The organism is Pseudomonas sp. NPDC079086, assembly GCF_044542155.1.
Classification (GTDB): Bacteria; Pseudomonadota; Gammaproteobacteria; order Pseudomonadales; family Pseudomonadaceae; genus Aquipseudomonas.
On record NZ_JBITTY010000006.1, the window covers coordinates 140,123 to 162,672 of the forward strand.

At 60.9% G+C, this 22,550-nt stretch carries 20 protein-coding genes and 1 other RNA gene; 6 read left to right on the plus strand and 15 right to left on the minus strand.

From position 1 onward, the window contains the following. Window positions 1-129: 129 nt before the first annotated feature. The 4 genes from ACIGEK_RS21585 (at window position 130) to ACIGEK_RS21600 (ending at window position 6,213) form a co-directional block, all read left to right on the plus strand. Window positions 130-1,824 carry an L-lactate permease gene (locus ACIGEK_RS21585; RefSeq protein ID WP_397495290.1) on the plus strand — a complete coding sequence of 565 codons (1,695 nt, stop codon included), beginning with the start codon at window positions 130-132 and terminating at the stop codon, window positions 1,822-1,824. 75 nt (window positions 1,825-1,899) lie between these two features. Next, on the plus strand, window positions 1,900-3,054 hold the full coding sequence (lldD, locus tag ACIGEK_RS21590) for an FMN-dependent L-lactate dehydrogenase LldD (protein WP_397495291.1): 1,155 nt from the start codon (window positions 1,900-1,902) through the stop codon (window positions 3,052-3,054). 25 nt (window positions 3,055-3,079) lie between these two features. Beyond that, window positions 3,080-5,887, plus strand: coding sequence for an FAD-binding and (Fe-S)-binding domain-containing protein (locus ACIGEK_RS21595; RefSeq protein ID WP_397495292.1), 2,808 nt, complete (start codon window positions 3,080-3,082; stop codon window positions 5,885-5,887). 80 nt (window positions 5,888-5,967) lie between these two features. Next, window positions 5,968-6,213, plus strand: a complete 246-nt coding sequence (locus tag ACIGEK_RS21600) for a hypothetical protein (RefSeq protein WP_397495293.1) — start codon at window positions 5,968-5,970, stop codon at window positions 6,211-6,213. Between the two features lie 45 nt (window positions 6,214-6,258). Here the strand turns inward: ACIGEK_RS21600 and ACIGEK_RS21605 are convergent, their stop codons facing one another. After that, window positions 6,259-9,171, minus strand: a complete 2,913-nt coding sequence (locus tag ACIGEK_RS21605; RefSeq protein WP_397495294.1) for an ATP-binding protein — start codon at window positions 9,169-9,171, stop codon at window positions 6,259-6,261. A gap of 146 nt (window positions 9,172-9,317) precedes the next feature. Here ACIGEK_RS21605 and ssrA point away from each other — a divergent pair. Further along, window positions 9,318-9,709: a transfer-messenger RNA gene (gene ssrA, locus ACIGEK_RS21610) on the plus strand. A 137-nt stretch (window positions 9,710-9,846) separates the two neighbouring features. On the opposite strand, the gene ACIGEK_RS21615 is transcribed toward ssrA, so the two are convergent. Beyond that, a complete protein-coding gene (locus tag ACIGEK_RS21615) occupies window positions 9,847-10,374 on the minus strand; it encodes a DUF2514 family protein (protein ID WP_397495295.1) in 528 nt (175 codons plus the stop codon). Next, entirely contained in the window at window positions 10,374-10,811 is a 438-nt protein-coding gene (locus ACIGEK_RS21620) for a cell wall hydrolase (protein ID WP_397495296.1), read from the minus strand. The genes ACIGEK_RS21615 and ACIGEK_RS21620 overlap by 1 nt, the downstream gene beginning before the upstream one ends. A gap of 100 nt (window positions 10,812-10,911) precedes the next feature. On the opposite strand from ACIGEK_RS21620, the gene ACIGEK_RS21625 reads away from it, so the two are divergent. Beyond that, window positions 10,912-11,118 carry a carbon storage regulator gene (locus tag ACIGEK_RS21625; protein ID WP_397495297.1) on the plus strand — a complete coding sequence of 69 codons (207 nt, stop codon included), beginning with the start codon at window positions 10,912-10,914 and terminating at the stop codon, window positions 11,116-11,118. 2 nt (window positions 11,119-11,120) lie between these two features. On the opposite strand, the gene ACIGEK_RS21630 is transcribed toward ACIGEK_RS21625, so the two are convergent. The 12 genes from ACIGEK_RS21630 to ACIGEK_RS21685 all read right to left on the minus strand — a co-directional run bounded on the left by ACIGEK_RS21630 (window position 11,121) and on the right by ACIGEK_RS21685 (window position 22,522). Next, window positions 11,121-11,582 carry a hypothetical protein gene (locus tag ACIGEK_RS21630; RefSeq protein WP_397495298.1) on the minus strand — a complete coding sequence of 154 codons (462 nt, stop codon included), beginning with the start codon at window positions 11,580-11,582 and terminating at the stop codon, window positions 11,121-11,123. Next, window positions 11,582-12,166, minus strand: a complete 585-nt coding sequence (locus ACIGEK_RS21635; protein ID WP_397495299.1) for a hypothetical protein — start codon at window positions 12,164-12,166, stop codon at window positions 11,582-11,584. The genes ACIGEK_RS21630 and ACIGEK_RS21635 overlap by 1 nt, the downstream gene beginning before the upstream one ends. A 360-nt stretch (window positions 12,167-12,526) precedes the next feature. After that, complete coding sequence (locus ACIGEK_RS21640) at window positions 12,527-13,249, minus strand: head decoration protein (RefSeq protein ID WP_397495300.1); 723 nt, start codon at window positions 13,247-13,249, stop codon at window positions 12,527-12,529. Window positions 13,250-13,257: 8 nt separating this feature from the next. Then, on the minus strand, window positions 13,258-13,584 hold the full coding sequence (locus ACIGEK_RS21645) for a hypothetical protein (protein WP_397495301.1): 327 nt from the start codon (window positions 13,582-13,584) through the stop codon (window positions 13,258-13,260). Then, window positions 13,577-14,158, minus strand: coding sequence for a hypothetical protein (locus tag ACIGEK_RS21650; RefSeq protein WP_397495302.1), 582 nt, complete (start codon window positions 14,156-14,158; stop codon window positions 13,577-13,579). The genes ACIGEK_RS21645 and ACIGEK_RS21650 overlap by 8 nt, the downstream gene beginning before the upstream one ends. 45 nt (window positions 14,159-14,203) lie before the next feature. Then, window positions 14,204-14,671, minus strand: a complete 468-nt coding sequence (locus tag ACIGEK_RS21655; protein WP_397495303.1) for a hypothetical protein — start codon at window positions 14,669-14,671, stop codon at window positions 14,204-14,206. 8 nt (window positions 14,672-14,679) lie between these two features. Continuing rightward, window positions 14,680-16,248 (minus strand): hypothetical protein, encoded by a 1,569-nt coding sequence (locus ACIGEK_RS21660; RefSeq protein WP_397495304.1) that lies wholly within the window; start codon window positions 16,246-16,248, stop codon window positions 14,680-14,682. Beyond that, complete coding sequence (locus ACIGEK_RS21665; protein WP_397495305.1) at window positions 16,245-16,673, minus strand: hypothetical protein; 429 nt, start codon at window positions 16,671-16,673, stop codon at window positions 16,245-16,247. The genes ACIGEK_RS21660 and ACIGEK_RS21665 overlap by 4 nt, the downstream gene beginning before the upstream one ends. Window positions 16,674-16,675: 2 nt before the next feature. Further along, window positions 16,676-18,394 carry a hypothetical protein gene (locus ACIGEK_RS21670; protein ID WP_397495306.1) on the minus strand — a complete coding sequence of 573 codons (1,719 nt, stop codon included), beginning with the start codon at window positions 18,392-18,394 and terminating at the stop codon, window positions 16,676-16,678. Beyond that, window positions 18,394-18,900 (minus strand): hypothetical protein, encoded by a 507-nt coding sequence (locus ACIGEK_RS21675; RefSeq protein ID WP_397495307.1) that lies wholly within the window; start codon window positions 18,898-18,900, stop codon window positions 18,394-18,396. Before ACIGEK_RS21675 ends, ACIGEK_RS21670 begins: the two co-directional genes overlap by 1 nt. A 62-nt stretch (window positions 18,901-18,962) precedes the next feature. Then, the gene (locus ACIGEK_RS21680; protein ID WP_397495308.1) at window positions 18,963-22,121 is read right to left on the minus strand and encodes a tape measure protein; all 3,159 of its coding nucleotides are present in this window, start codon (window positions 22,119-22,121) and stop codon (window positions 18,963-18,965) included. A 101-nt stretch (window positions 22,122-22,222) separates the two neighbouring features. Then, complete coding sequence (locus ACIGEK_RS21685; RefSeq protein ID WP_397495309.1) at window positions 22,223-22,522, minus strand: hypothetical protein; 300 nt, start codon at window positions 22,520-22,522, stop codon at window positions 22,223-22,225. Window positions 22,523-22,550: the final 28 nt, after the last annotated feature.

The window sequence follows — 22,550 nt, forward strand, 5'->3', positions numbered from 1 at the left end:
AAAAACAATTCCAAGAATCCATGAGGTCTCCCTATGCCGGCTCTATTGCTTACCCCCGCCGCAGCGCTGCATGCCGATGCGCATCCGCACTCACCCATGCGCATTGCGCAGCGTTAAGGAGAGACCACTATGTCGACGGGTCTTCTTGCCCTACTGGCTTTTTCCCCCATCCTGCTAGCTGCCATTCTACTGATCGGTCTGCGCTGGCCGGCCAAACATGCCATGCCCCTAGTCTATCTGCTCACCGCTGGCGTTGCGCTATTTGCCTGGGATATGAGTTTTAACCGCGTACTGGCCTCCACCGTGCAAGGTCTGCTGATTACCCTTGGCCTGCTGTGGATCATCTTCGGCGCGATTCTGCTGCTCAACACCCTCAAGCACTCCGGCGGCATCACTGCCATTCGTGCCGGTTTTGCCACCATCAGCCCAGACCGGCGCATTCAGGCAATCATCATTGCCTGGCTGTTCGGCTGTTTTATCGAAGGGGCTTCCGGCTTCGGCACCCCCGCGGCCATCGCTGCGCCATTGCTCGTCGCCATCGGCTTCCCAGCCATGGCTGCGGTAATGCTCGGCATGCTGGTACAGAGCACGCCGGTGTCGTTCGGCGCGGTGGGTACGCCGATCATCGTTGGGGTCAATACCGGCCTGGACTCAGCCACCATTGGTGCACAGCTGGTTGAGCAAGGTTCGTCCTGGGCGCAGTTTCTGCAGTTGATCACCAGTGAAGTGGCAATCATCCACGCCGTTGTCGGCACCGTGATGCCGCTGATTATGGTGCTGATGCTGACGCGCTTCTTCGGCACCGAGAAAAGCTGGAAAGCCGGTTTTGCAGTGATGCCATTCGCGATCTTCGCCGGCCTGGCGTTTACCATTCCCTACGCGCTGACTGGGGTGTTTCTCGGCCCAGAGTTCCCTTCCTTGGCCGGTGGCTTGATTGGCCTGGCGATTGTCACCAGCGCCGCGCGCATGGGCTTTCTGCTGCCAAAAACCACCTGGGATTTCGCCCCGGCGGACAAATGGCCTGCCGAGTGGCTGGGCACCGTAGAAATGAAGCTCGACCAACTCACCGCCAAGCCGATGAGTGCCCTGCGCGCCTGGCTGCCTTACGTACTGGTTGGCGTGCTGCTGGTGATCAGCCGGGTATTCCCCGAGGTAAGTGCCGCGCTGAAAGCGGTGATGCTGAACTTCCCCGACCTGCTCGGTGAAACCGGTGTCAGTGCCAACTTCCAGCCGCTGTACCTGCCGGGTGGGATTTTGGTCACCGTGGTGCTTGCCACCTTCTTCTTCCACGGCATGAAGCTGCGCGAATTGGGCAGCGCCGTGAAAGAGTCGTCGGGCGTGCTGCTGAGCGCCGGCTTTGTGCTGCTGTTTACCGTGCCGATGGTACGCATCCTAATCAACTCCGGGGTTAACGCCGCCGAGCTGTCGAGCATGCCGATCCTGATGGCGCGCTGGGCGGCCGACAGCGTGGGCGCTATCTACCCGTTGCTGGCGCCGAGCGTTGGCGCCCTGAGCGCGTTTATTGCCGGTTCCAACACCGTCAGCAACATGATGTTCAGCCAGTTCCAGTTTGGCGTGGCCAGCAGCCTGGGCATTTCTAGTGCGCTGATTGTGGCGGTGCAGGCGATTGGCGCGGCCGCCGGCAATATGGTGGCAATTCACAACGTCGTCGCGGCTTCAGCCACGGTTGGCCTGCTGGGTCGCGAGGGCAGCATCTTGCGCAAGACCGTCTGGCCTACCCTTTACTACGTGCTGTTTACCGGCCTGATCGCACTGTTTGCCGTGTATGTGCTGGGCATTAGCGATCCGCTGATGGCAGGCTGATAAGCGCTCGGGCGCGCGAGCCAAACCGCGCGCCCGAGCGTTGTAACAACCCTCATTCTCCACCTGGGTGACTCCATGATCATTTCTGCCTCCACCGACTACCGCGCCGCCGCCCAACGCCGGCTGCCGCCGTTTCTGTTCCACTACATCGATGGCGGCGCCTATGCCGAGCACACGCTCAAGCGCAACGTCACCGACCTGGCGGACATTGCCCTGCGCCAACGCGTGCTGCGCAACATGTCGGAACTGAGCCTGGAAACCCGTCTGTTTAACGAAACCCTGAGCATGCCGGTGGCCCTGGCCCCGGTCGGCCTAACCGGCATGTACGCCCGCCGTGGTGAAGTGCAGGCCGCCAAGGCCGCCGCTGCAAAGGGCATCCCCTTCACCCTGTCCACCGTTTCGGTATGTCCGATTGAAGAAGTCGCGCCGGCCATCGACCGGCCGATGTGGTTTCAGCTGTATGTGCTGAAAGACCGTGGCTTTATGAAAAACGCCCTGGAGCGGGCCAAGGCAGCCGGCGTCACCACCCTGGTATTTACCGTGGATATGCCGGTGCCCGGCGCGCGCTACCGCGATGCCCATTCCGGCATGAGCGGGCCGAACGCGCCACTGCGGCGCATGCTGCAAGCCATGACCCACCCACGCTGGGCCTGGGATGTTGGCCTGCTGGGCAAACCCCACGACCTGGGCAATATCTCCGCCTACCGGGGCAACCCCACGGGCCTGGCCGACTATATCGGCTGGCTGGGTAACAACTTCGACCCCTCCATCAGCTGGAAGGATCTGGAATGGATTCGTGAATTCTGGGACGGCCCGATGGTGATCAAGGGCATCCTCGACCCGCAGGATGCCAAGGATGCGGTGAGCTTCGGTGCCGACGGCATCGTCGTGTCCAACCACGGTGGTCGTCAGCTCGACGGTGTGATGTCCAGCGCCCGCGCCTTGCCGGCGATTGCCGATGCAGTGAAAGGCCAGCTGGCGATTCTCGCCGACTCCGGCATTCGCACCGGCCTGGATGTAGTGCGCATGATTGCCCTGGGCGCCGACACGGTGATGCTCGGCCGCGCGTTTATCTACGCCCTGGCCGCTGACGGCGAGGCTGGCGTGAGCAACCTGCTGGACTTGATCGAGAAGGAAATGCGCGTGGCCATGGTGCTGACCGGAGCCAAATCGATCAGCGAAATCACTGCTGATTCGCTGGTGCGCGAACTGCACCACGCCGCGTCCTGACGCTGCATCTAATTTCGGAGCCTGCATGAGCCTGCCTGCCGCCTTTCTCACCGCCGTCGAGCGCCTGATCCCTGCCGAGCGGCGCTTCGACGACCCGCTGTCGACCCTGGCCTTCGGCACCGATGCCAGCTTCTACCGGCTGATTCCCAAACTGGTGGTGCGCGTTGAGGCGGAACTAGAGGTGGTTGACCTGCTTAAGCTGGCCAGCAAGCATCAAGTGCCCGTGACCTTCCGCGCGGCCGGCACCAGCCTGTCTGGCCAAGCCATCAGCGATTCGGTGCTGATCGTGCTCGGTGATAACTGGAACGGCCGGGAAATCCGTGGCCAGGGTAGCCAGATCCGCCTGCAACCTGGAGTGATCGGCGCACAGGCGAATGCCGTGCTCGCGCCGTTTCAGCGCAAAATCGGCCCCGACCCCGCCTCGATCAACGCTTGCAAGATCGGCGGTATCGTCGCCAACAACTCCAGCGGCATGTGCTGCGGCACTGCGCAGAACAGCTACCACACCCTGGCCGGTATGCGCCTGGTGCTGGCCGACGGCACGGTGCTGGACACTGAAGACCCGCTCAGCGTGACGCGTTTTTTCGCCACCCACGCCGACCTGCTGACGCAACTGAACGAGCTGGGCCGCAGCACCCGCGCCAACACTGAGCTGGCCGCAAAGATTCGTCATAAATACCGGCTAAAAAACACCACCGGCCTTTCGCTCAACGCCCTGGTAGATTTCGACCAGCCGCTGGATATCCTCAGCCACCTGCTGGTCGGCTCCGAGGGCACCCTGGGTTTTATCAGTGCGGTGACTTACAACACCGTGCCCGATCACCCGTACAAGGCCAGCGCCCTGCTGGTGTTCCCCGATGTGGAAAGCTGCTGCCGCGCCGTCACTCTGCTCAAGCAGCAGCCGGTGTCCGCCGTGGAACTGCTCGACCGCCGCAGCCTGCGCTCAGTGCAGGAAAAGCCAGGCATGCCGGAATGGGTCAAGGGCCTGTCCAACAGCGCCTGCGCCCTGTTGATCGAATCCCGTGCCGCCAGCCAGAGCCTGTTGCACGAACAGCTGCAATTGGTCATGGCGTCCATCGCCGACTTCCCCTTGGAAAAACAGGTGGATTTCAGCGAAGACCCGGCCGTCTACAACCTGCTGTGGAAGATCCGCAAAGACACCTTCCCTGCTGTCGGCGCAGTGCGCCAGACCGGCACCACGGTGATTATCGAAGACGTGACCTTCCCCGTCGAACAGCTCGCCGAAGGCGTCAATCGCCTGCTTGAGCTGTTCGATAAACACAGTTATGACGAAGCGATCATTTTCGGCCATGCCCTGGAAGGCAACCTGCACTTCGTATTTACCCAGGCCTTCGAAACACCTGAGCAGGTCGCCCGCTACTCAGCCTTTATGGACGATGTGGCGCAGCTGGTGGCCGTGGAGTTTGGCGGCTCGCTTAAAGCCGAACACGGCACAGGGCGCAACATGGCCCCCTTCGTCGAGTTGGAATGGGGCAACGATGCCTATCAACTTATGTGGCAAATCAAGCGCCTGCTCGACCCCCAGGGCATTCTCAATCCGGATGTGATCCTTTCCGAGGATCGTGACATCCACCTGAAAAACCTCAAGCCGCTGCCGGCCGCCGACGAGATCGTCGACAAGTGCATTGAATGCGGCTTCTGCGAGCCGGTGTGCCCGTCCAAGGGTCTGACACTCAGCCCGCGCCAACGCATTGTGATCTGGCGCGATATTCAAGCCAAAAAGCGCGCAGGCATCGATACCCGCGAGCTGGAAGCCGCCTATCAATACCAAGGCATCGACACCTGCGCCGCTACCGGTCTATGCGCCCAGCGCTGCCCGGTGGGTATCAATACCGGCGACTTAGTGCGTCAGCTGCGTGGCCGCGACGCCAACAGCCAGCGCAGCGCCGATTGGCTGGCGAGCAACTTCCGCCGCGCCATGCAAGGCGCACGCTTGATGCTGCATGTGGCCAACGGCGCACGCATGCTGATGGGCGCACCGTTGCTCAGCCGCACCTCGGCGGCGCTCAGCAAAGCCAGTCAGGGTCGCGTGCCGCAGTGGACACCAGCGATGCCGCAACCGCTGCAACGCCTGCAACTGCCCAAGGCCAATGACGATGCACGGCCACGGGTGGTCTACCTGGCCGCCTGCGTATCCCGCGCCATGGGCCCGGCGGCAAGCGATGTCGAGCAAATGTCGCTACTCGACAAGACCCGCGCCCTGTTGGAAAAAGGCGGCTTTCAGGTGGTGTTCCCGGCTGACTTGGACAACCTCTGCTGCGGCCAGCCGTTTGCTTCCAAGGGCTACAGCGAGCAGGCCGAGCGCAAGAAACAAGAGCTGATCGATGCGCTGCTCAAGGCCAGCCGTGGCGGCCTCGACCCGATCTACTGCGACACCAGCCCCTGCACCCTGCGCCTGCTGCAAGACGGCCTGGACGCCCGGCTGAAATTGCACGACCCGGTGAAGTTTATCCGCGAGCAGTTGCTCGACCGGCTGACGATCACCCCACAGGACAAACCGGTCGCCGTGCATGTCACCTGTAGCACCCAGCATCTGGGCGAGGCGCAGGGACTGATCGATATAGTCCGCCGCTGCACCAGCGAGGTCGTCATCCCCGAAGGTATCCACTGCTGCGGCTTCGCCGGCGACAAGGGTTTTACCACCCCGGAGCTGAACGGCCACGCGCTGCGCAGCCTGAAATCGGTGGTGCAGTACTGCGAGGAAGGCATCAGCACCAGCCGCACCTGCGAGATCGGCCTAAGTCAGCATGGCGGCATCGATTATCACGGGCTGGTGTATCTGCTGGACCGGGTCAGCCGTGCCAAGGGTTAAGCCCAGATAGACCAACGGCCCAGCCAGCGGGTAAAGGCTTTCTATACTGAAGGCCTCACCCACTCAGCTGGAGACTCGCCATGCGCCGTCTTGCCGTTTTCTTTGCTACCGCGTTACTCAGCACCTCGCTTTGGGCCATGCACTGCCCAGCGGATATGGCCAAGATCGATGATCTGCTGAAAACCGATCCGCCAAGCGATGCCAAAGTACTCGCACAAGTGCAGCAGCTACGCGCCGAAGGCGAAACCCTGCACAAGGCCGGCAACCACGGCGAATCGGTCAAAGTGCTGGGTGAAGCGCTGCAGCTACTCGAAACCAGCGAATAGTCCGAGCAGGCTGAACGCCTTCGACAGAACTGCCGAAGGCGCAGCTTAAAGCGCCTGCCCCAGCAGACTAAGCGCCACACGGCGCACCTGGGCCAGGTCAATCGGTTTGGCCAGACAAGCCTGGGCGCCGCGCCGACGTGCTTCGGCAAACACCGCCTCATCCGCCGCCGCACTGATCACCAAAACCGGCACAGCCTGCAACCGCGGGTTGAGGCGCATGGCATCGAGCACCTGCATACCGTCACCATCGGGTAGATCCAGATCAAGCAACAGCAGCGTCGGTGTGCATTGCTCCAGTTCAGCCAGTGCCCGCTGAACCGAGCCGGCGCCACGTACTTGGGCAAATTCACGCAGCGCTTCCTGAACCACCTTGAGGCAGGCCGGGTGATCCTCCACACACAACACTTCAGCCAGCTGCTTGGACTGCGCTGACGCAGACTCCACATCAGCCGCCTGTACTGTCGGTGCCGCAGCGCCGGGTAGATCAATCCAAAAGCGACTGCCCGTGCCGGCGCTGCTGCTAAAGCCCATTTCGCCCGCCATCAACGTGGCCAGCTCACGGCACAGCACCAGACCGATTCCGGTGCCGGGAATGCTGGAATTTTCCCGCCCTAGACGCTGGAACGGCTGGAACAGATTGGCCTGTTGTTCAGCCGTCAGCCCTGCGCCATTGTCCTCGACCCACAACCGCACGCAGTTGGAGCGCACCTCATAACCCATACGAATCAGGCCCTGCGGGCTGTTGTACTTGATCGCGTTAGACAGCAGGTTAAGTACCACCTGGCGCACTCGACGCATATCCGCCTGCACGTACAGGCCAGTGTCGGCCTCAGCCAAAACCTGCAACTGTAACTGACGTTGCAACACATCCGGCTGTACCAGCTCGGCGCAACCATGCAGCAGCGCGCCAACTTCCACGGGCTGCAACTTGAGCTGCTGACGCCGGCTTTCGATACTCGACAGGTCGAGAATATCGTCCACCAGCGAGGTCAGATGACGGCTGGCATTGACGATCTCGCGGGCGTAATCGGCTTCCAGTTTGGCCTCGGGTTTGTCCTGCGCCTCCATCTCGATCAACTGGCCAAAGCCGTAAATCGCATTGAGCGGCGTGCGCAGCTCATGGCTCATGCTCGACAGAAAGCGGCTCTTGGCCTGGCTGGCGGCCTGAGCATCCAGACTGGCGCGACGCAGGTCTTCCTGCACCTGCTTGAGCCGCGTGATATCGACATGAGTGCCTGCCGCGCGCAGGGCTCGGCCCTCGCCGTCACGTTCCAGCACCTTGCCGCGGCTCAGTAGCCAGACGTACTCACCCAGAGCATCGGCGTAGCGGTATTCCGCCTCAAAATTATCCTCACCACTGCTGGCAAACAGCTGACGCAGATGGCGAATACGTTCAACATCATTAGGATGCACGCGCTGATTAAACTCACTGAAACTCATGATCGAATGAGTCAAACCAAAGCGCCTGAGGAAGCGCTCGCTGAGAGTGATGCTCATACCCTCTGCCTCGACCTCCCAGAGACTTTCCGTGGTGCTTTCCAGCACCAGCTGAAGAATCCGCTGCGCCTCCACCCGCTGCACCTCACTGGCCTGCAGCTGCTCGCCGGTGTGTTGCACCGCTGCCGCCATGCTGACCAACTCCTCGATCTTGCTAGTCGGTGCGGCAGGCTGGTAGTGGCCCTGACCCAGCTCGCGCATCATCCCGACAATCCCATCAATCGGCCGCACCAACTGCTCGCTCAGGCGCCGCGAACGCAGCCACATCAGGGCAAAGAACAGCAGGTAGAACAGCGCTAAACCGACGATCAATAAGTAGCCGATATGCAAATAGCGCTCGGCCAGGCGATTGGTCTCGCTGAAAATGTGCTCTTCATCCACCACCAGCAGCAGCTGCCAGCCTGTCTGCGGAATCTCGCTCCAGGCGATCAGCCGATTGCGACCGCCAAGCACCACTTCCTGCACATTGCCCTGCCCGGCCGCCATAGCCTGCAGCAGCGGCTGCATCTCGGCACGCTTGGCCAGGCTGAAGTCCTCGGGCTTGAGCACCTCGCGGCGCACCGCCTCAGCATAGGAATATTCGGTCAGTTCGCGCAGGCCGAAATCTTCTTCGCCGGCACTCGGCAAGGCCATGATGTTGTGATCTCGGCTCACCAACATGGCATAACCCTGCCAGGGCACATCCAGCTCGCCAATCTCACCCAGCATCTGCCCGACCGTGATATCCAGCCCTACCACACCTTCGAGAAAATCAGCGCGATACACCGGCGCCACTGCCGACATCATCCACCCCATACCAGCTGGGTCGAGATAAACATCGGTCCAGGCCACCTTGCGCTCGGGGTTGTGCTTGGCGTCCGCCAGGTAATAGAAGTTGTAATCGGGTATCACCATGTCATGGGGATACTGCTCGGGCGTCATAAAGAAGGGGTAGATGCGGTTGTAACTGTCCCAGGTATTGAAATAGGCCGCCGCCACACGCGGGTTGGCTGCCTGGATCGAACGCATCAACGGGTCGAGCTGCGACAGGCGCAGGGCCTTGTCGTGGTCCTGCAGGGACAGCGGCGTGCTGTTGGCATAAAAGGATGCCGCCCGGCCATCATCGCTGCGGCTGTAGAACACGCCGTTTTCAGTCAAGGCATGGCGCTGCCTCTCCAGCGCATCGGGCTCAAATGTGCGGTTATCCAGGGCATTGAGCGCAGCATCACGAAAAATCTGTACCTGCGCCTCCACCGAACGCAGGCGACCATCGATCACCTGGCCTTCACGCGCCACCGCCGCTGACAGATCATCCAGCGCACTCTGCTGCAAATGCTCGATCTGCGCATCGCGAATCGCCGCATTGCTCAGCAGGTAAACCGTGATCAACACCGACTCGACCAGAATCAGCGGAATCAGGGCACTCTGCACAAAAGCGCGCCAGATCCACTGACGCAAAGGGTAACGCGACGCACGTGGCATACGAGGGTCTCATCCAAAAGACATAGCGAATGTGCAGGATGCGATCATAGTCGGCAAGCCCCATCAGCGTCCGCCAGGCAATTGCCGGGTGACGCTGTGGAACCTTTGGCGTAAACTCGCGTCCCAGTAACAGCAACAAAAGTTTCGGGGCCGATTAGGATTCGACGCCGGTAGCGAAGCTCTAGGTGCATGCCGACTTGGTAACAGAAGTCGTAAATCCACTGTTGCAACTTTCTATAGTTGCCAATGACGAAAACTACGAGGGCTACGCTCTCGCTGCGTAAGCGGCGCGACTAGTCCTTCTGGTAGCTTCGGCTCCAGCGATCACTAGGGGATGCCTGTAAACCTGAAGTGATTGTCATGCAGAACAGGATCGCCGCGTAGTACGTTGTGGACAAAGCGGCTAAAACTTACACAACTCGTCCAAAGCACCCTGCCCGTCGGGCGGCTGCGGATTAACTCAATAGACACGGCTAAGCATGTAGTACCGAAAGTGGAGAACTGGCGGACGGGGGTTCAAATCCCCCCGGCTCCACCAAACAAGGCCCGGAAACACTGGGCCGCAGTAGAAAAGGTTGCTGAAAGTTGCTGTGGATTAAGGCTGTTTTAGGCCAGGTTCAGCGACTTTTCAGCAACCTTTTTTATTTGCCCCCTCCACGGCCGTCCTGGCCACGATCACCCACCACCCAATGAATCATAGTGCCGCTCACACGAAGCGCCCCTTATTCCCCTGTCGTCGGCGATGTCAGCATAGAGTCCAGCAGTCTCGCCAATCCTGCCGAGCAGGTCGGCAAGCATTCTGGCCTCGGCGCCTGTTGCCTGGCTGAGCTGGGCAGTGATGGTATTGCCGGCTGCTCGGCTCCGCTGCTCAACTGCTTCGAGGCGCAGCTTGAGCCGCTCAAGAGCACTACCAGCAGCGGCAGCATCAGCGCGGGCCACTTCAATCTGTTGTTCAGCATCTTTCTGCACCTTTGCTGCGGCCGTCATACGGCGCTTGGTTTCCTCTAAGGCTGCCAGTGTCGCGCGGCGATCGCGCTCACTGACTTCTGTTCGGTAGCTGGCCAGCGCAGTTACAGCGCCGGCGGCCACAACCTGAGCGCCTGCCACCCGCAGCTGCTGCACGCCACCCACAAGCACCAGGGAAAGCGCCCAAGCACCGACCAACCACGCCCATGCTGGTACCAGCTTCAACCACGCGGTCATCACGGCACGTCCTTGAAGAAGATGTGCCGGCCGATCTTCTTGGTTCGGGCAGCGACCTTCGCCCAGGCCGGCGGGGTTTTCATCGTGGTTGAGTAGTAGTGCGTGGCATTCCCGGTCGGGTCAGACTCGTGGCCATCGATCACCGCGACAGCCGCCTCACGGCACTGGATGAACTGCGCAGCCGGGATCTGCTTCTCGCCACGCAGGTAAGCCGAGTTCGGGTCGTTGCGGTTCCAGCAGCTGAACTGCCAGGGCGCACGGCACACGCCGGCATAGCCCTCCCCCCACCAATCCGGCTTGCCGTCACCGTGCAGGTCAATCTCTACACGGTTGCGGATGCACCAGCCCACAGCAATCTGCCCAGCCTGGCCTTCGCCGCGGGCCTCGCCCCAAATCGTGCGGGCGAGCACATCGATGTCTTGGTCTCGCTGACTCATACTTTTCTCCAGGCAACAAAAAGCCCGCACTGGGCGGGCATGGTCTAGGCTGTGGATTGCGCGCAAGGCGCACCCACTTATCTATGCAAGGATGCTATCGATGGGACTGATCATCGCCCGCAAACTCAACGAAGAGATCGTATTGTTCGCCGAGCAAGGCGCTGATCCTGCGCTGCTCATTGAGCAGTTAACGGAAGGGCTGACAATCAGGGTGCATGAGATGAATGACTCTGGCACCAATGTACGGCTAGACATCAGCGCGCCAGCCGGGATTACGATCTTGCGCAGTGAGATGCTGGATCGATAACTTTATAGGGACGCCGGCAAAGCCCAACCGGCAGTACGCCAGCTGCACACCTTGCCGATAGTGTCCGGGTTGTAGATCGAAGGCGCCGGCAGCACCAGAGCTCTGGCGCACCATTCGGAACAGAACGCCGCATGCTCGGTCGGCCGGTTTCGGTTGAACACCTGACTGGCGATCAGTGATGGCCAGCCGTATACGTCGCTGTCCGTGGCTTCGAAGTACTGCACGATGGCGGCACTATCAGCCCAAGGCAGCTCGATCAGATCCCAGTGATCTTCGCCCAGGCTGATTTCATCAGCGCCAGGCCCTACCCGCTTGCGCCGCACGCCCTTGTCCATCACTGAACTGGAGTAGCACCAGCCGTCCACCACCAGTTCGCAGTGGCTGTATGGGCTGCCCGTCCACCAGCGTATGGCAGCGTTGCCGAGTTGGCCCTTGCCTTTGTAAAGCGCGAGTTCTGCCGGCATCAGAAAAGCTCCTGCAGCTCTGTTGCGTTTGTAGTCATGATTTGCAGCGTTTTTGCCTGCATCTCAGCGTAGAGGCTGGCGGGGATTACGTAATCCAGCACTGGATCACCACCGTCCTTGATTTGGTCTTCATACTTCTGCCGGGTACCGGTTAGGTAGGAGCTAACCATCTCGAACTGCTGAGCTTTGGCCAGGGTGCGACGCAGGTACTCATCCCGGTCAATTCCGCGCGTAGCCGCGGCGCGGTCAATCCAGGGCGTGAGTGCATTTTCGGGATCGGCCACCCAGGCTTTCGACTCTTTGTCCTGAGTGGGCCAAGTGTCCTTTTCCAATTGCGGGTAGTCGGTGGTGATGAAGCGCGTGGCCTTTTCGTATGAATCATTATTACCAAGCAGCCGACGAGCCTTGATTTCAGCCTTTTCATCGATAACAGCTGGCGCGCTCCATCCTGGGAATAGCCACACTTGCGAGCCATCGGTAGGTGCCGATGGAACCTCTACGTGCGGAATGCCTGGCGTTCGGCCGTCCATATAGGTCGCAATGAAAAGGCCTTTCGGTGGTGGCGTAACAAAGTGGGCAACCATATCAGCCAACCTCAATAACTAAATGTTCAGGGTCAGTGCTTGACCCGCCAAAAACGTAGCAGTTGATGGAGAAGCCAGTGGTCGTTTTGCTGTACGTATTCGAATCTAGGTTGACCACGCCTGAAAATGCTGTAGCGCTTACCCGGATTGGATAGTAGGTATCCCCTTGGTTGGCGAAAGACACGCTAAATATTCCTGCACTTGACCTGGTTACAGTAATGCTAATTCCGTAAGAGCTGCGCACCGTAAGAACCCCGGCAGCGATGGAGATAACTACGCGCCCCTTGGGAAGAAGGGCGAGCGGGTCTAGCTGCTCCTGCGAAGCAATGTCTTTGGCATTGCTCCGCAGGCCTACGTGCCTCATGCCACCACCGAGACCCGGTACTGCCCAGTGGTCGGGGCAACGCCGAAAGTGATCTGCACTGTGTCATCGGTGTTGGCGACCCAATCAGCGATAACGCCGGCATTGCTCGACACCTCCCGAACGCTCACGATCAGGTCGCGTGTGCCAAAGTTGTGTGTGACCGAGATAGTGGTGGCGGTGTTGTCACCGATTGTGGCGCTGACCTTACTCGCAACTACAGCATCATCAATGGAAATAACCCCACCGCTGATGGTGATGCCGTTGCCGGCGGTATAGCTCGCTCCACCGCCTACCTGAGCCCACACAAGACCAGTTGTGCCAATAGTGATCGGGGCATCAGTGGTCATATTCCACTGGCTGTTGCCGTTTGCGGTGCCCTCTGAAACAAAGACGCTTGCGCCAACCACCTCAGCACCTGAGTCAAAATCTGCAGCGCGAGACCAGGCCCCAGTGGCGGCAAGATAAATGCCGTTGGCTGAGGCTGAACTCTGATCTTTAACCAGTACGCGGTCGCCCGCCACAACGCTCACGCCGTCGATAGTTTGCGCACCAGAGAGCGTGATGTTTGCAGTGGTTGCGGCGCGCACTGGCTCTTTCCACTTCCAGCCCTGCACGGCAGCATCAAGCTGGGCCTTGGTTACAGCATCCTGGGCGCTGGTTGCATCCGCGAGGTTCTGAACCCGGAAGCCATCGGCGTTTAGGTGGTTGGTGATTTTCATGGGCGCTCCTAGTTGCAGTAGGCGAAGCCAGACACAGGCCGGCCGTGCGTGATTTGGATGATGTTGTCGTCGATGTAGCGGATATCGGAGATCACGGCATTGCCGGCCAGGTCGGTGACCATGACGCTGGGGCGCCGCTGTAGGTTGTGCGGTACGGTCCAGACAGCTAGCGGATCTTCCTGCTCAAACTGGAATGTCTCGCCACCGTTCGTGCCCGGCCGCCCAGCAGGCCCCTGCCGCCCTGCAGCGACCACGACCACCGGGGCCTGGCGAGGCTCAACCACAACCACAAACGGCAGTGCTGCAACAGACACCGCAGGGCAACAGTCACCCATGGCAGCCACCACTGACGAGCACATCCCCGAAAAGCCAAGGGATAACGTCGCCGTCACTCATCGTCAGCATGAGTTCGTAGGTCCCGCGTACCCAAGTGATAGCAGCGCTCTGCTCTTCGGTTAGCACAATCATCATCTGGCCAAGTCCTTCAACCACCAACCCGCCGTTTTCTGTGGTCAACTCAAGCTGTTCGCCTTTGCCGCACAGCAGCAAGCGACCGCTACAGCCGGTCAGGTCAAGCGGTATCCGGTAGGTGATGCGTCCACCAGTAGCTCGGCTGTCAACGCCGTCGAGGTTGTTAAACTCCAGGGTGTCGGCATCGATTACATGTGGCATGTAGAAGGCTTCGCGGTCTGGCTCTCGGTTTAGCGAGCCGCCGGCAGACACCCCACGAATCCACACTGGCCAGGTTCCGGGCAAGCCGTGGCTTGGCACCGTCATACGCAGCGGTGCGGTGCGGTGTATCTCGGTGATTTCGGGCGCCGGGGAAACGAACTGCGGCTGCATCAGCCACAGCGGGATTCTATTTGTGCTCGCTCGAAAGAGAGGGAGTTCTAGGCGGGCGGGCTGCATAAATTCTCCAGGCGTAAAAAAGCCCGCACTTGGCGGGCTCGGCAGTTATTCCGGCAGATCGGTGTAGAACGCTAAGCGCTCCCAGGCCCAGAACTCGCCGTTTTTATAGATGGCGATCCACACGCCAAATGGCGTGTAGTCGTTGATGTACATGCTTCGCCCGGTAGGCGCATCAACTGGAGCTCCATACCCCGAAATTACTGGCATTTCGGCCTGGATAGTGCGCAGCGCCCCGGCCGTCAGGCGTGCGCTGATCAGCTCACCCTCAAGCCAGTCCAGCGGGTCTGGCCCGCGCGTGACGGCCAGCATGCCTTCGCTGGTGTTATCCACGCGCACCACTTCCCAGGCGGTTTCCACGCCTTCAACCACTCGGGCAAGCGTCAGCTCGTAGTAGTCGCCGGCGCCAAGCCCAACCAGTTGGTCAGCCTTTGCCGGCAGCACGCTGAGCGAGGTGTCAGCGGCTGCGGCATCGGCCAGCAGTGTGGTGCGCCAGTTATCAATAAACAGCTGCATGGTTTCTCCTAGAGCCAGCCGGTGATGGTGCGGCTTGGCATATCAACGGCGCGGGCAACTTGCCCTGTCATCGGGTTGTAGGCCACCACGGATACAACCCGGCGCAGCGTTGGGCTGTACCCGCTGCCGGCCTCCCAGTCGCCGGCGGTGCCGGCTGGGGTTAGCGCGCCACTCACGGCACATACGTCCGTATCTGTGCGGGCACTGGCCAAGGCCATGGCTTTGGTGCTGCCTGTCAGGCAGAGCCAGGTTTGCAGCAGGCCAGGGAACGGCGGCCGCGCGGGGGCGTAGATTTTGCCGGGGTCCAGCGGGCTGCCGGCCAGCACATAGGCATCCGCAAACGAGGCGGCATTGATCAGCGAGCCGGTCTGGGTGAACTCGGTATCACGCACTTCGTCAGCCAGTTCGGTGGCGCTTTCTTCGATGTCCGTGGTGAAGGTGAAGTCGGCGTCATCAAAGCTGCCGCTCAATTCGTAGTTGTACTGGTAGTCCAGGGCGCCGAGTATGGCATAGCTGTACTCGCCGGTTACCTCAGCCAAGCCACGGTGCAGGCGCATGCTTGAGGTTTGCGTGCGCGTGGCCGATGAGATCAACCGCTTCACCCGGTAGCTGGAGCCGGCAAGCTCGGTCTCCAGACTAGCCGTGCCGGTTGTCTCTGCCTGCCAGCTACTGTCGAAGCGCAGGAACTCCACCCCGCCACCGGCAAAGTAGCCGCCGATGATTTGCCCGGTACGGGACCAGCCTTCAGTGAAGCTGCCAAAGTGCGGCACCTGGTAGCCGCCGCGCCCAGCCTCAAGCGTGTTGGTATCCGGCGGGATGGCCGCCGGCGTTACCTCTCCGGTGCTGGCGTTCAGCGTGTAGTTGTAGCGGTCGGACTCGCGCTCAATGGTCAGCGCACCCAGGCAATCCAGCAGCCCAGCAGCCACGCTGTAGTTCAGCCCGTACAGCCCAGCACTTTCGGTAATGCCCAACACCAGCACGGCAACGAAGCAGGATGTGTTGATGGTTGTCGCGGCGGAGTAGTACGTGGCCTGCAGGGCAACCAGCAGCTCGCGGCCATCGGGTGCGATGTCCAACAGGCTGAGCTGCGTTGAGGTGGCCAGCACGATATCGAACTGGTTGTCCTGGTTGGTGATCAGCGTTTCGCCGTCAAATACCAGGTCAGTGTCTATCTCCAGCGAGGCCAGCAGATCGCCGCTATCCACGTCGCGCAGCTCAAACCGACCGATGCCGAACCACTCCAGCGACAAGCGCCTGGACACGCCGGCTACTCTGGCGACAAACACCGGTTCCAAGGCCATTAGCTTGCGACCGATTGACAGGCCGCCAGCAGCAATAAGGCCAGCTGTCTGCGGTGGGTCTGGTTTGCCAATGTCCCAAAGCGCCGAATTGATCTTTGGCAGAAAGCGGGTCCATTGCGAATCAAACCCCGGCAGGGCCGGCAGCGGTATGCGGTCTCGCCCATCCATGGGGTCCAGCCAGTCACCACCGCCATCGATGTAAGCCAGGCCGTGGAATGGGTACGGGTCGACGGCATCGATGGTCAGCGGGTACGGCCACTGGCCTTGAATGGTCATGGACCGAGCACCAGTTCAGGGAACCGGAACACCACCACCGAGCCGGCATCGCCTTCCATGGTCAGCGACTCCAGCCTTCGCACGGCGAAGTAGCCGCTGCCGTCGATGGTTTCCAGGTAGATCGGGTCAGGCGAATACACGCGCTCAACTTCGGTGAACTCGCCATCAAAGCTGCCGCCTGTTGCGGGTGGCTTGTAGGTGGCGCGGCCGCGCGAAGCAGGCACGGCACCAACCGGGGCCACAGTGCGCAGCGTGCGCCGCTGTTGCGGGACGCGCTGCAGGCGATTGAGGTCTGCGACCACTTGCGCACCGCGGCGCTCAGTTTCCAGGCGTTTGCCAATGGCTTGGCGCTGGGCGCCCGAGGTTGGCGCGCGGCCAGCTGCAACACCGTTGCGGATGGCGCGGCGCTCATCAGATAGGCTCATGCTTAGAGCTCCAACAGGTCATTGGGGATGCCAACGCGGTAGAGGTAATCACCCGTCAGCACGCGCTCATCGCGCGCTTCCTCGGGCACCTCATCTGCTGGCACCACCATTTCACGCGGGAATTGCGACGGGCCGCCGCCGGCATCGCTGTTGCCAGAGAAGCCGTCAAGCTCTGGGTCATAGTCAGGCAAGCCGAAGCCGCTGATCTGGGTCGGCAGAATGGTTGGGATGGCATCACCGCCACCGCCTGGGTCATCGGCAAGGCCGAGTCTGGTGGGCACTGTCAGGGCATCACTCACACCGCCGCCGCGCATTACCGCAATGCTCAGCGTGGTGATGGCCAGGCCAGTCTCCGGATCATGGCTACCAGCAATGCGGCGGCACTTGCCCCGGGCGCGTACGCCCTGGTCATTCAGCTCCAGGGTATGAGTCAGGTCGATGCCAAGCGCCATGCTGGTTGGCACCTGCCAGCTCACCGTTGTTTCACGGTGGGCCGCTACGACTTCAGCCAGAGCGATACGCTGCGATGCCTCCACCAGCGCACCGCGACGGCTTTCGTCATTCAAGTCGGTATGGCCGCCGGTGCCGCCGGTAATCGGGTCAGCCTCCCAGGCTTCTGCTGCAGTGTTCTCCACCTCAACCGTGTACCCATTGCGCTGCACGATGCGGCTAGTGGTGCCAACGCCTGCCGTGGTGGCCAGCACCATGCGGTAGGTCTCGGTGATGGTTTGCACCCAGCGGCGGGCACCGGTCCAGTCGGCACCCAGCAGCAGGTCGGTAAAGCGGTTGATCCACGGCACACCATCACCGCAGGGGTTTGGCATGGTGGGGGGCAGCAGGTAGTACAGCGGCCTGATCACCGTTTGCCCGGTTTGCTGGGACGCTTCCTCGATCATGCTGATGGTCGGCAACTCGCTTGGGTAGCCGCGCCAGTTACAGAAGCCGGGGATGCCTTCGGTGCCATCGGTCTCCGGGTGCAGCCAGCTGTAGCTCTGGTTGCGCTGCCACAGCCGCGTATAGCGAAAGCTCACCTCCAGCTCAATGCGGTTGGTGCGGCCGACCAGGCCGGCAGGCTCAACCTTTACCGATTGATCAATGGTGGTGCCTGGGCCAAACACAAAGTCCGGCGTGGCCTTGGCGTACCAGCTGGTCACGCGCGGCACACCGAGCGGGTCGCAATCCAGGCTGGCCGTGCGCGTACTCATGCGCTCAACGGCGTAATCCCAATGGCTACGCCCAGCCAGGGGTTCGAACAGATCCTCTGACCACATGCCGCCAGTCAGGGTGTCGATCTCGCCCTGTGGCATGGCCTCAACCCGCTGCTGCAGCGAGTCGCTGCACTCGCAGTTGAGCACGCGCAGTTCGCTGTTCCAGTCCGGCGGCAAAGCAATCACGCCAGTAAAGCGGCGCTCTTCGGTGGTCACACCCTCGGTCGTGGTGATGTAGTCGATGATTACCGAGAGCCCAACCCAGTCAGATGGCACAACCGGCCCGGGCGGCAGGAAGATGCCAAAGCCCGCCACGCCGGCGGCGCCCTCTTCCCGGTCGTAATCCAGGCCGCCCACCAGCTGGTCACTGACATCCACGCCATCAACCACAACCCGATCACGCCAGAGGTAGCTGATGCCCGCTACCACGTATTCAGGGTCAGGGCCTGGAGCTGCTGCAGGGCCTGCGCCGCCATTTAGCTCGTTGCCGTTGAGGGTTTCGCCGTTGAGCATCACGCCTCCACCCAGCTAATAACTGCAGCCTGAGTGCCAGCCGAGCCGGATTGGCTTTTTGATGGGCGGCGCGCCTTCACCTGGTATACCGGCATCCACCACACCTGATAGGACGTGGCACCAGCAACCGCGGTGACAGTGGCGGTTCTGCCTACCGTGGAGACTTCCGCCGGCACCAGCTCACCATCGACAACCGCCCAGGCCCAAGGTGCTTGGTCTGGTCGCGGGGTGCTGGTGAGCTCAAATACCAGACCTGCCCCCTGCGCGGTGTGCACTTGGGTGCTGCGCAGCTCCATGATCTGCGTGAAGTCGAGGGCATCAATGCCGGGCTGTATCCAGCCCTGCACAGAAATCGCTCCCGAGGCTTTGCTCCAACGAGTCATGGAAACCAGCGTGCCATTGCTCAGGCGCACATCGCCCTCGCCGCCGATAGCGTCCTCATTCAACTCCGGCGCGCCGGCATGCAGCAGAAACTCAACGCCACCAAGCATGAGGGGTACGGACATCAGGGAACTCCAGGCATAAAAAAGCCCGCGCGTGGCGGGCTATTGGGCATTACTCAAAGCAACTAGCCGCGAGTGCGGCCGAACTTAGCGGCGAGGCGCTGAAGGTTGAGCGCCTCGCTAGGGCTGGCATAAACGCTGACCTCGTTACCACCGCCGAAATCGAAGGCCACGCGCCCAAGGTCTGGGAAGCTTGGGCCTGCCATCAGCGCAGGATTCATCGCTGGGATTGCTGGCAATGCTCGATTGCTGATCGATCCGCCTTCGGCAAACCGTGGAATGCGGCGCTGGCGCAGCGCCTCCATAAAGCCTTCGCCGTAGTAGTCCACGGTTGATTTCGGCTGCATGAACTCGCCGTTTGAACCCCACATCAGAATGCTGTCGCTTGTGCCGGTGCCGGGGCCGCGCAGCTTGCCGCCGCTTGCGAGCTGCGGCAAAGGCGGTAGCACGTAATCACCGGAATAAGTCGGCAGGTCACTGACAATGGGGCCGTCCGGGTGAATAACCCGCACAGGCAGAACAATCTCCTGCTTGCCCATGTCGGTAACCAGCTGCTGGATCTGAGAGCGCACGGCCTCAATGCTCGCCTCGTCCGACTTAATGCTGAGCGGCATATCCTTCAGCTTGGCGGCATCGGCCTCAAGGCTTTTGATCTGCTCGCGGATAGCGGCGATCTTGGTCTCAGCATTGGTTTTCTCAATGTCGTTGGCGGCCAGCTCGATGGCCTGCAGCTCCTGAATAAAGCCGCTGAAACCGTAGGTGTTCTCGCCGGCGGCTGCCAGGTCCTGCAGCATCTTCAATGCTGCTTGGGCCTGGGCCTGGGCGCCCTCAACATCACCAGATGCCAGCGCGTTACGAGCGCCAATTTTCAGGTCCTGCGCTGCGTTATATGAAGGCTCACCTTCACCACCCAGGCCGGCCAGCGCTTCCTTGTAGCGTTTATCGATATCGAGGCGATCCTTGCGGACCTTCTCAAGCTCGGCGGCCGCCTTCTTCTCTTCGGCCGCCAGGGCCTTGCCAGCCTTCTTGGCATTGGCGACCTGCTCGTCCTGCAGCTTCTTCAGTTCGCCGATGTATTTGGTGTTGGCGTCAACCTCTTTCTGGCGGCCAGCTTCGGCAGCGGCGGCCGCGACCTCAGCAAGGAACTGCATTTCTTCATTAAGCCCGCCTTGCTGCTCTACTAGAGCCGCGCGGGCCTTCGAGAGCGAGTCAATTTCTGCCTGTATTTCTTCGTCAGTAGTGCCGGTAAAGAAATTGAAGACTGCATCAGTCGGGCCTGAATCTGAGAGGGTGGTGCGCAGCATCTTAATCTTCGCATCCAGGCGATCCAGCTCAGTTAGGTTTCCTGCAATAGCAGCAGCGATGGTTCCAAACTCCGGGCCGAGCCGGGCAAAGTCACTAGCCAAACCCGTAGCAAGTGCGCTCATCTTTACAAGAAGGCCGGTAAAAAATTGAAGCCCCTCTTGGAAGGCTGGGTCAGAGATGGCCGAGGATAATCGTTTGATCTGGTCAATTAGCGGCTGAACATCTGTGCCGCCAATTGCCATATTCCATTGATCCATCAGAGCGGTCATTGCGCCGCCAACCGTTTCCGGCAAGGTCTCGGCCTCTTTGCGCAGCACATCAAGCTGGCTCACCAGGGCGTCAGAAACAACGTCAGCTGTCAGCAGGCCTTGGGACGCCATCTCTTTCAATGCACCGACCGGGACGCCGATGGAAGCGGCAAGGGCCTGCATCAAACGCGGGGCCTGCTCGGCAACACTATTGAACTCTTCGCCACGCAGCGCCCCGGCTCCGAGCGCTTGAGCGAACTGGATAACGCCATTCTGGGATTCTTCAGCTGTCGCACCGGAAACCCGGAACGATGTGGCCACCGCCTCGGTTACTTTCAGGATATCCGCCTGGCTGCGGCCGGCTTCTTTCAGCGGCCGACTGATGCGGCCATAAAGGGTTACCAGGGAAGCAATTGGACTCTGGGTGGCCTGGGCAATCCGCGCCAATTCAGCCTGAGCTGTCGTGAATTCCTGCTGCGAGTCGGTCGCCAACTTCAGGCGTGCATTCATCAGATTATAGGCGTCCGCCTGGTTGGTAATCCCCCTCAGCGCGGCTGCAGCGGCAAAGCCAGCGCCAACCCCACTAACCAGGCCAGGCAGCATCGAGCCGCCAGCGTTTAAGCGGCGTTGCTCTGCCTGCAACTGGCCCATGGCGGTTTTCGTTTCGATGATCCGGCGGGTGTAGGCCTGCTGGGCAATCGATAGCTCGCGGTTTGTCAGCTTGCCGCTGCTGCGCAATAAGGCGTACTGCTGCCGAATTTGCTCAAGGGCATTCTCGTACTGCCGCGCGCGGGTGATGCCGAAGTCGGCCTTGGCCTGCTCCAGGTTGGCCTGGCGCTGTTCACGGGCCAACTGCCCGAGCGCTGCGCTCTGGGCGCGTATGCCCTGCACAGCCTCAGTGCGGCGGCCGTCCAGTTGCGCTTTGGCCATTTCAGCCTGTAGACGCTGCTGCTCGCCAGCGAGGTTGCGGGTATCCACACCAGCGGCTTTCAACTCGGCGCGCTGCTCGCGCACCTTGGTCTTTTGCCGGTCGAACTCTTGCGTGGTGCGCGCCAGGTTGCGCTCTGCCTTGCTCAGCTCCGTTTCCAGAATGCGCACCGGCTGCGCCGCAGCCTCGTACTCATCGCCCAGCACTTTGACGCTGGTGCGGCTGGCGTTGAGCGCCTGTTGGTGGGCAGCCAGGGTGGTGCGCTGCTTTTCATATTCAGCCGTGGCGGCGGCGACTGCCTGCTTGGCGGCAGCCATCGCCGCGGTATCACCCTTGCCGGCTGGGCTGCCATCTACACCAGCCTGCGACTGTTTGAGCGCATCCAGCGCCTGCTTGGTGGCCAATACAGCGCCGCGCTGGGCATCCAGTTTTTGCTTCTGCCGGTCAACCGCAGCACTTGCGCGGTTCATCTCCTTTTCAGCCTGGCCCAGGGCCTGGCCAAGCTTGTTGGCTGGAGGGCTTACTTTCTCCAGCGCCTGCTGCAGACCTGTGACTTTCTGCCGCGCGTCGAAGAAGGCAGCGCTGGCCTGCTTGGCGCTCTCCTGTACCTTCTGCAGGTTGTCGATCTGGCGCAGCGGTTTTTCAATCGCCTTAACCGTCTGCTCGTATTCCTTGCGGAAGCCACCCACGCCTTTGGTGGCCTGGGCCACATCGGCCGTCAGACGCAGTTCGATATCAGTCATGGGTTAGCCCTTCAAGGCGCGGCAAAAGAGTGACCAGGGGTAATCCAAAACACGGTGGTGGCCGAGTACCGTGAGCTTGCAAATCAGGTTGTCGAGCTGGCTTAGGCTTGCGTCTGCGCTTTGAGCCGGGCCAGCATCGCGAAAAAATCGGGGTTGGCCTTCTTGCAGCCAGCCACCACTTGCGCCAACTCGCTTGGGCGCATGGCGTCAATGTCGCTTTCGGTGAGGTTAGTGAGCGCCGGCAGGTCGCCAAGGCGCAGGTCTGGAAACAGAGCATCCTTGATCAGCTCGCCCGTGCCGGGCGAAGCGATTAGATGACGCACACCCGCAACCGTCAGCTCACGGCAGATCACTTCCTTTTCGCCAATCTTTACCAGCGTGGTACTGCCTAATTCATTCATGCTTTTCTCCTGGTAATAAAAAACCCGC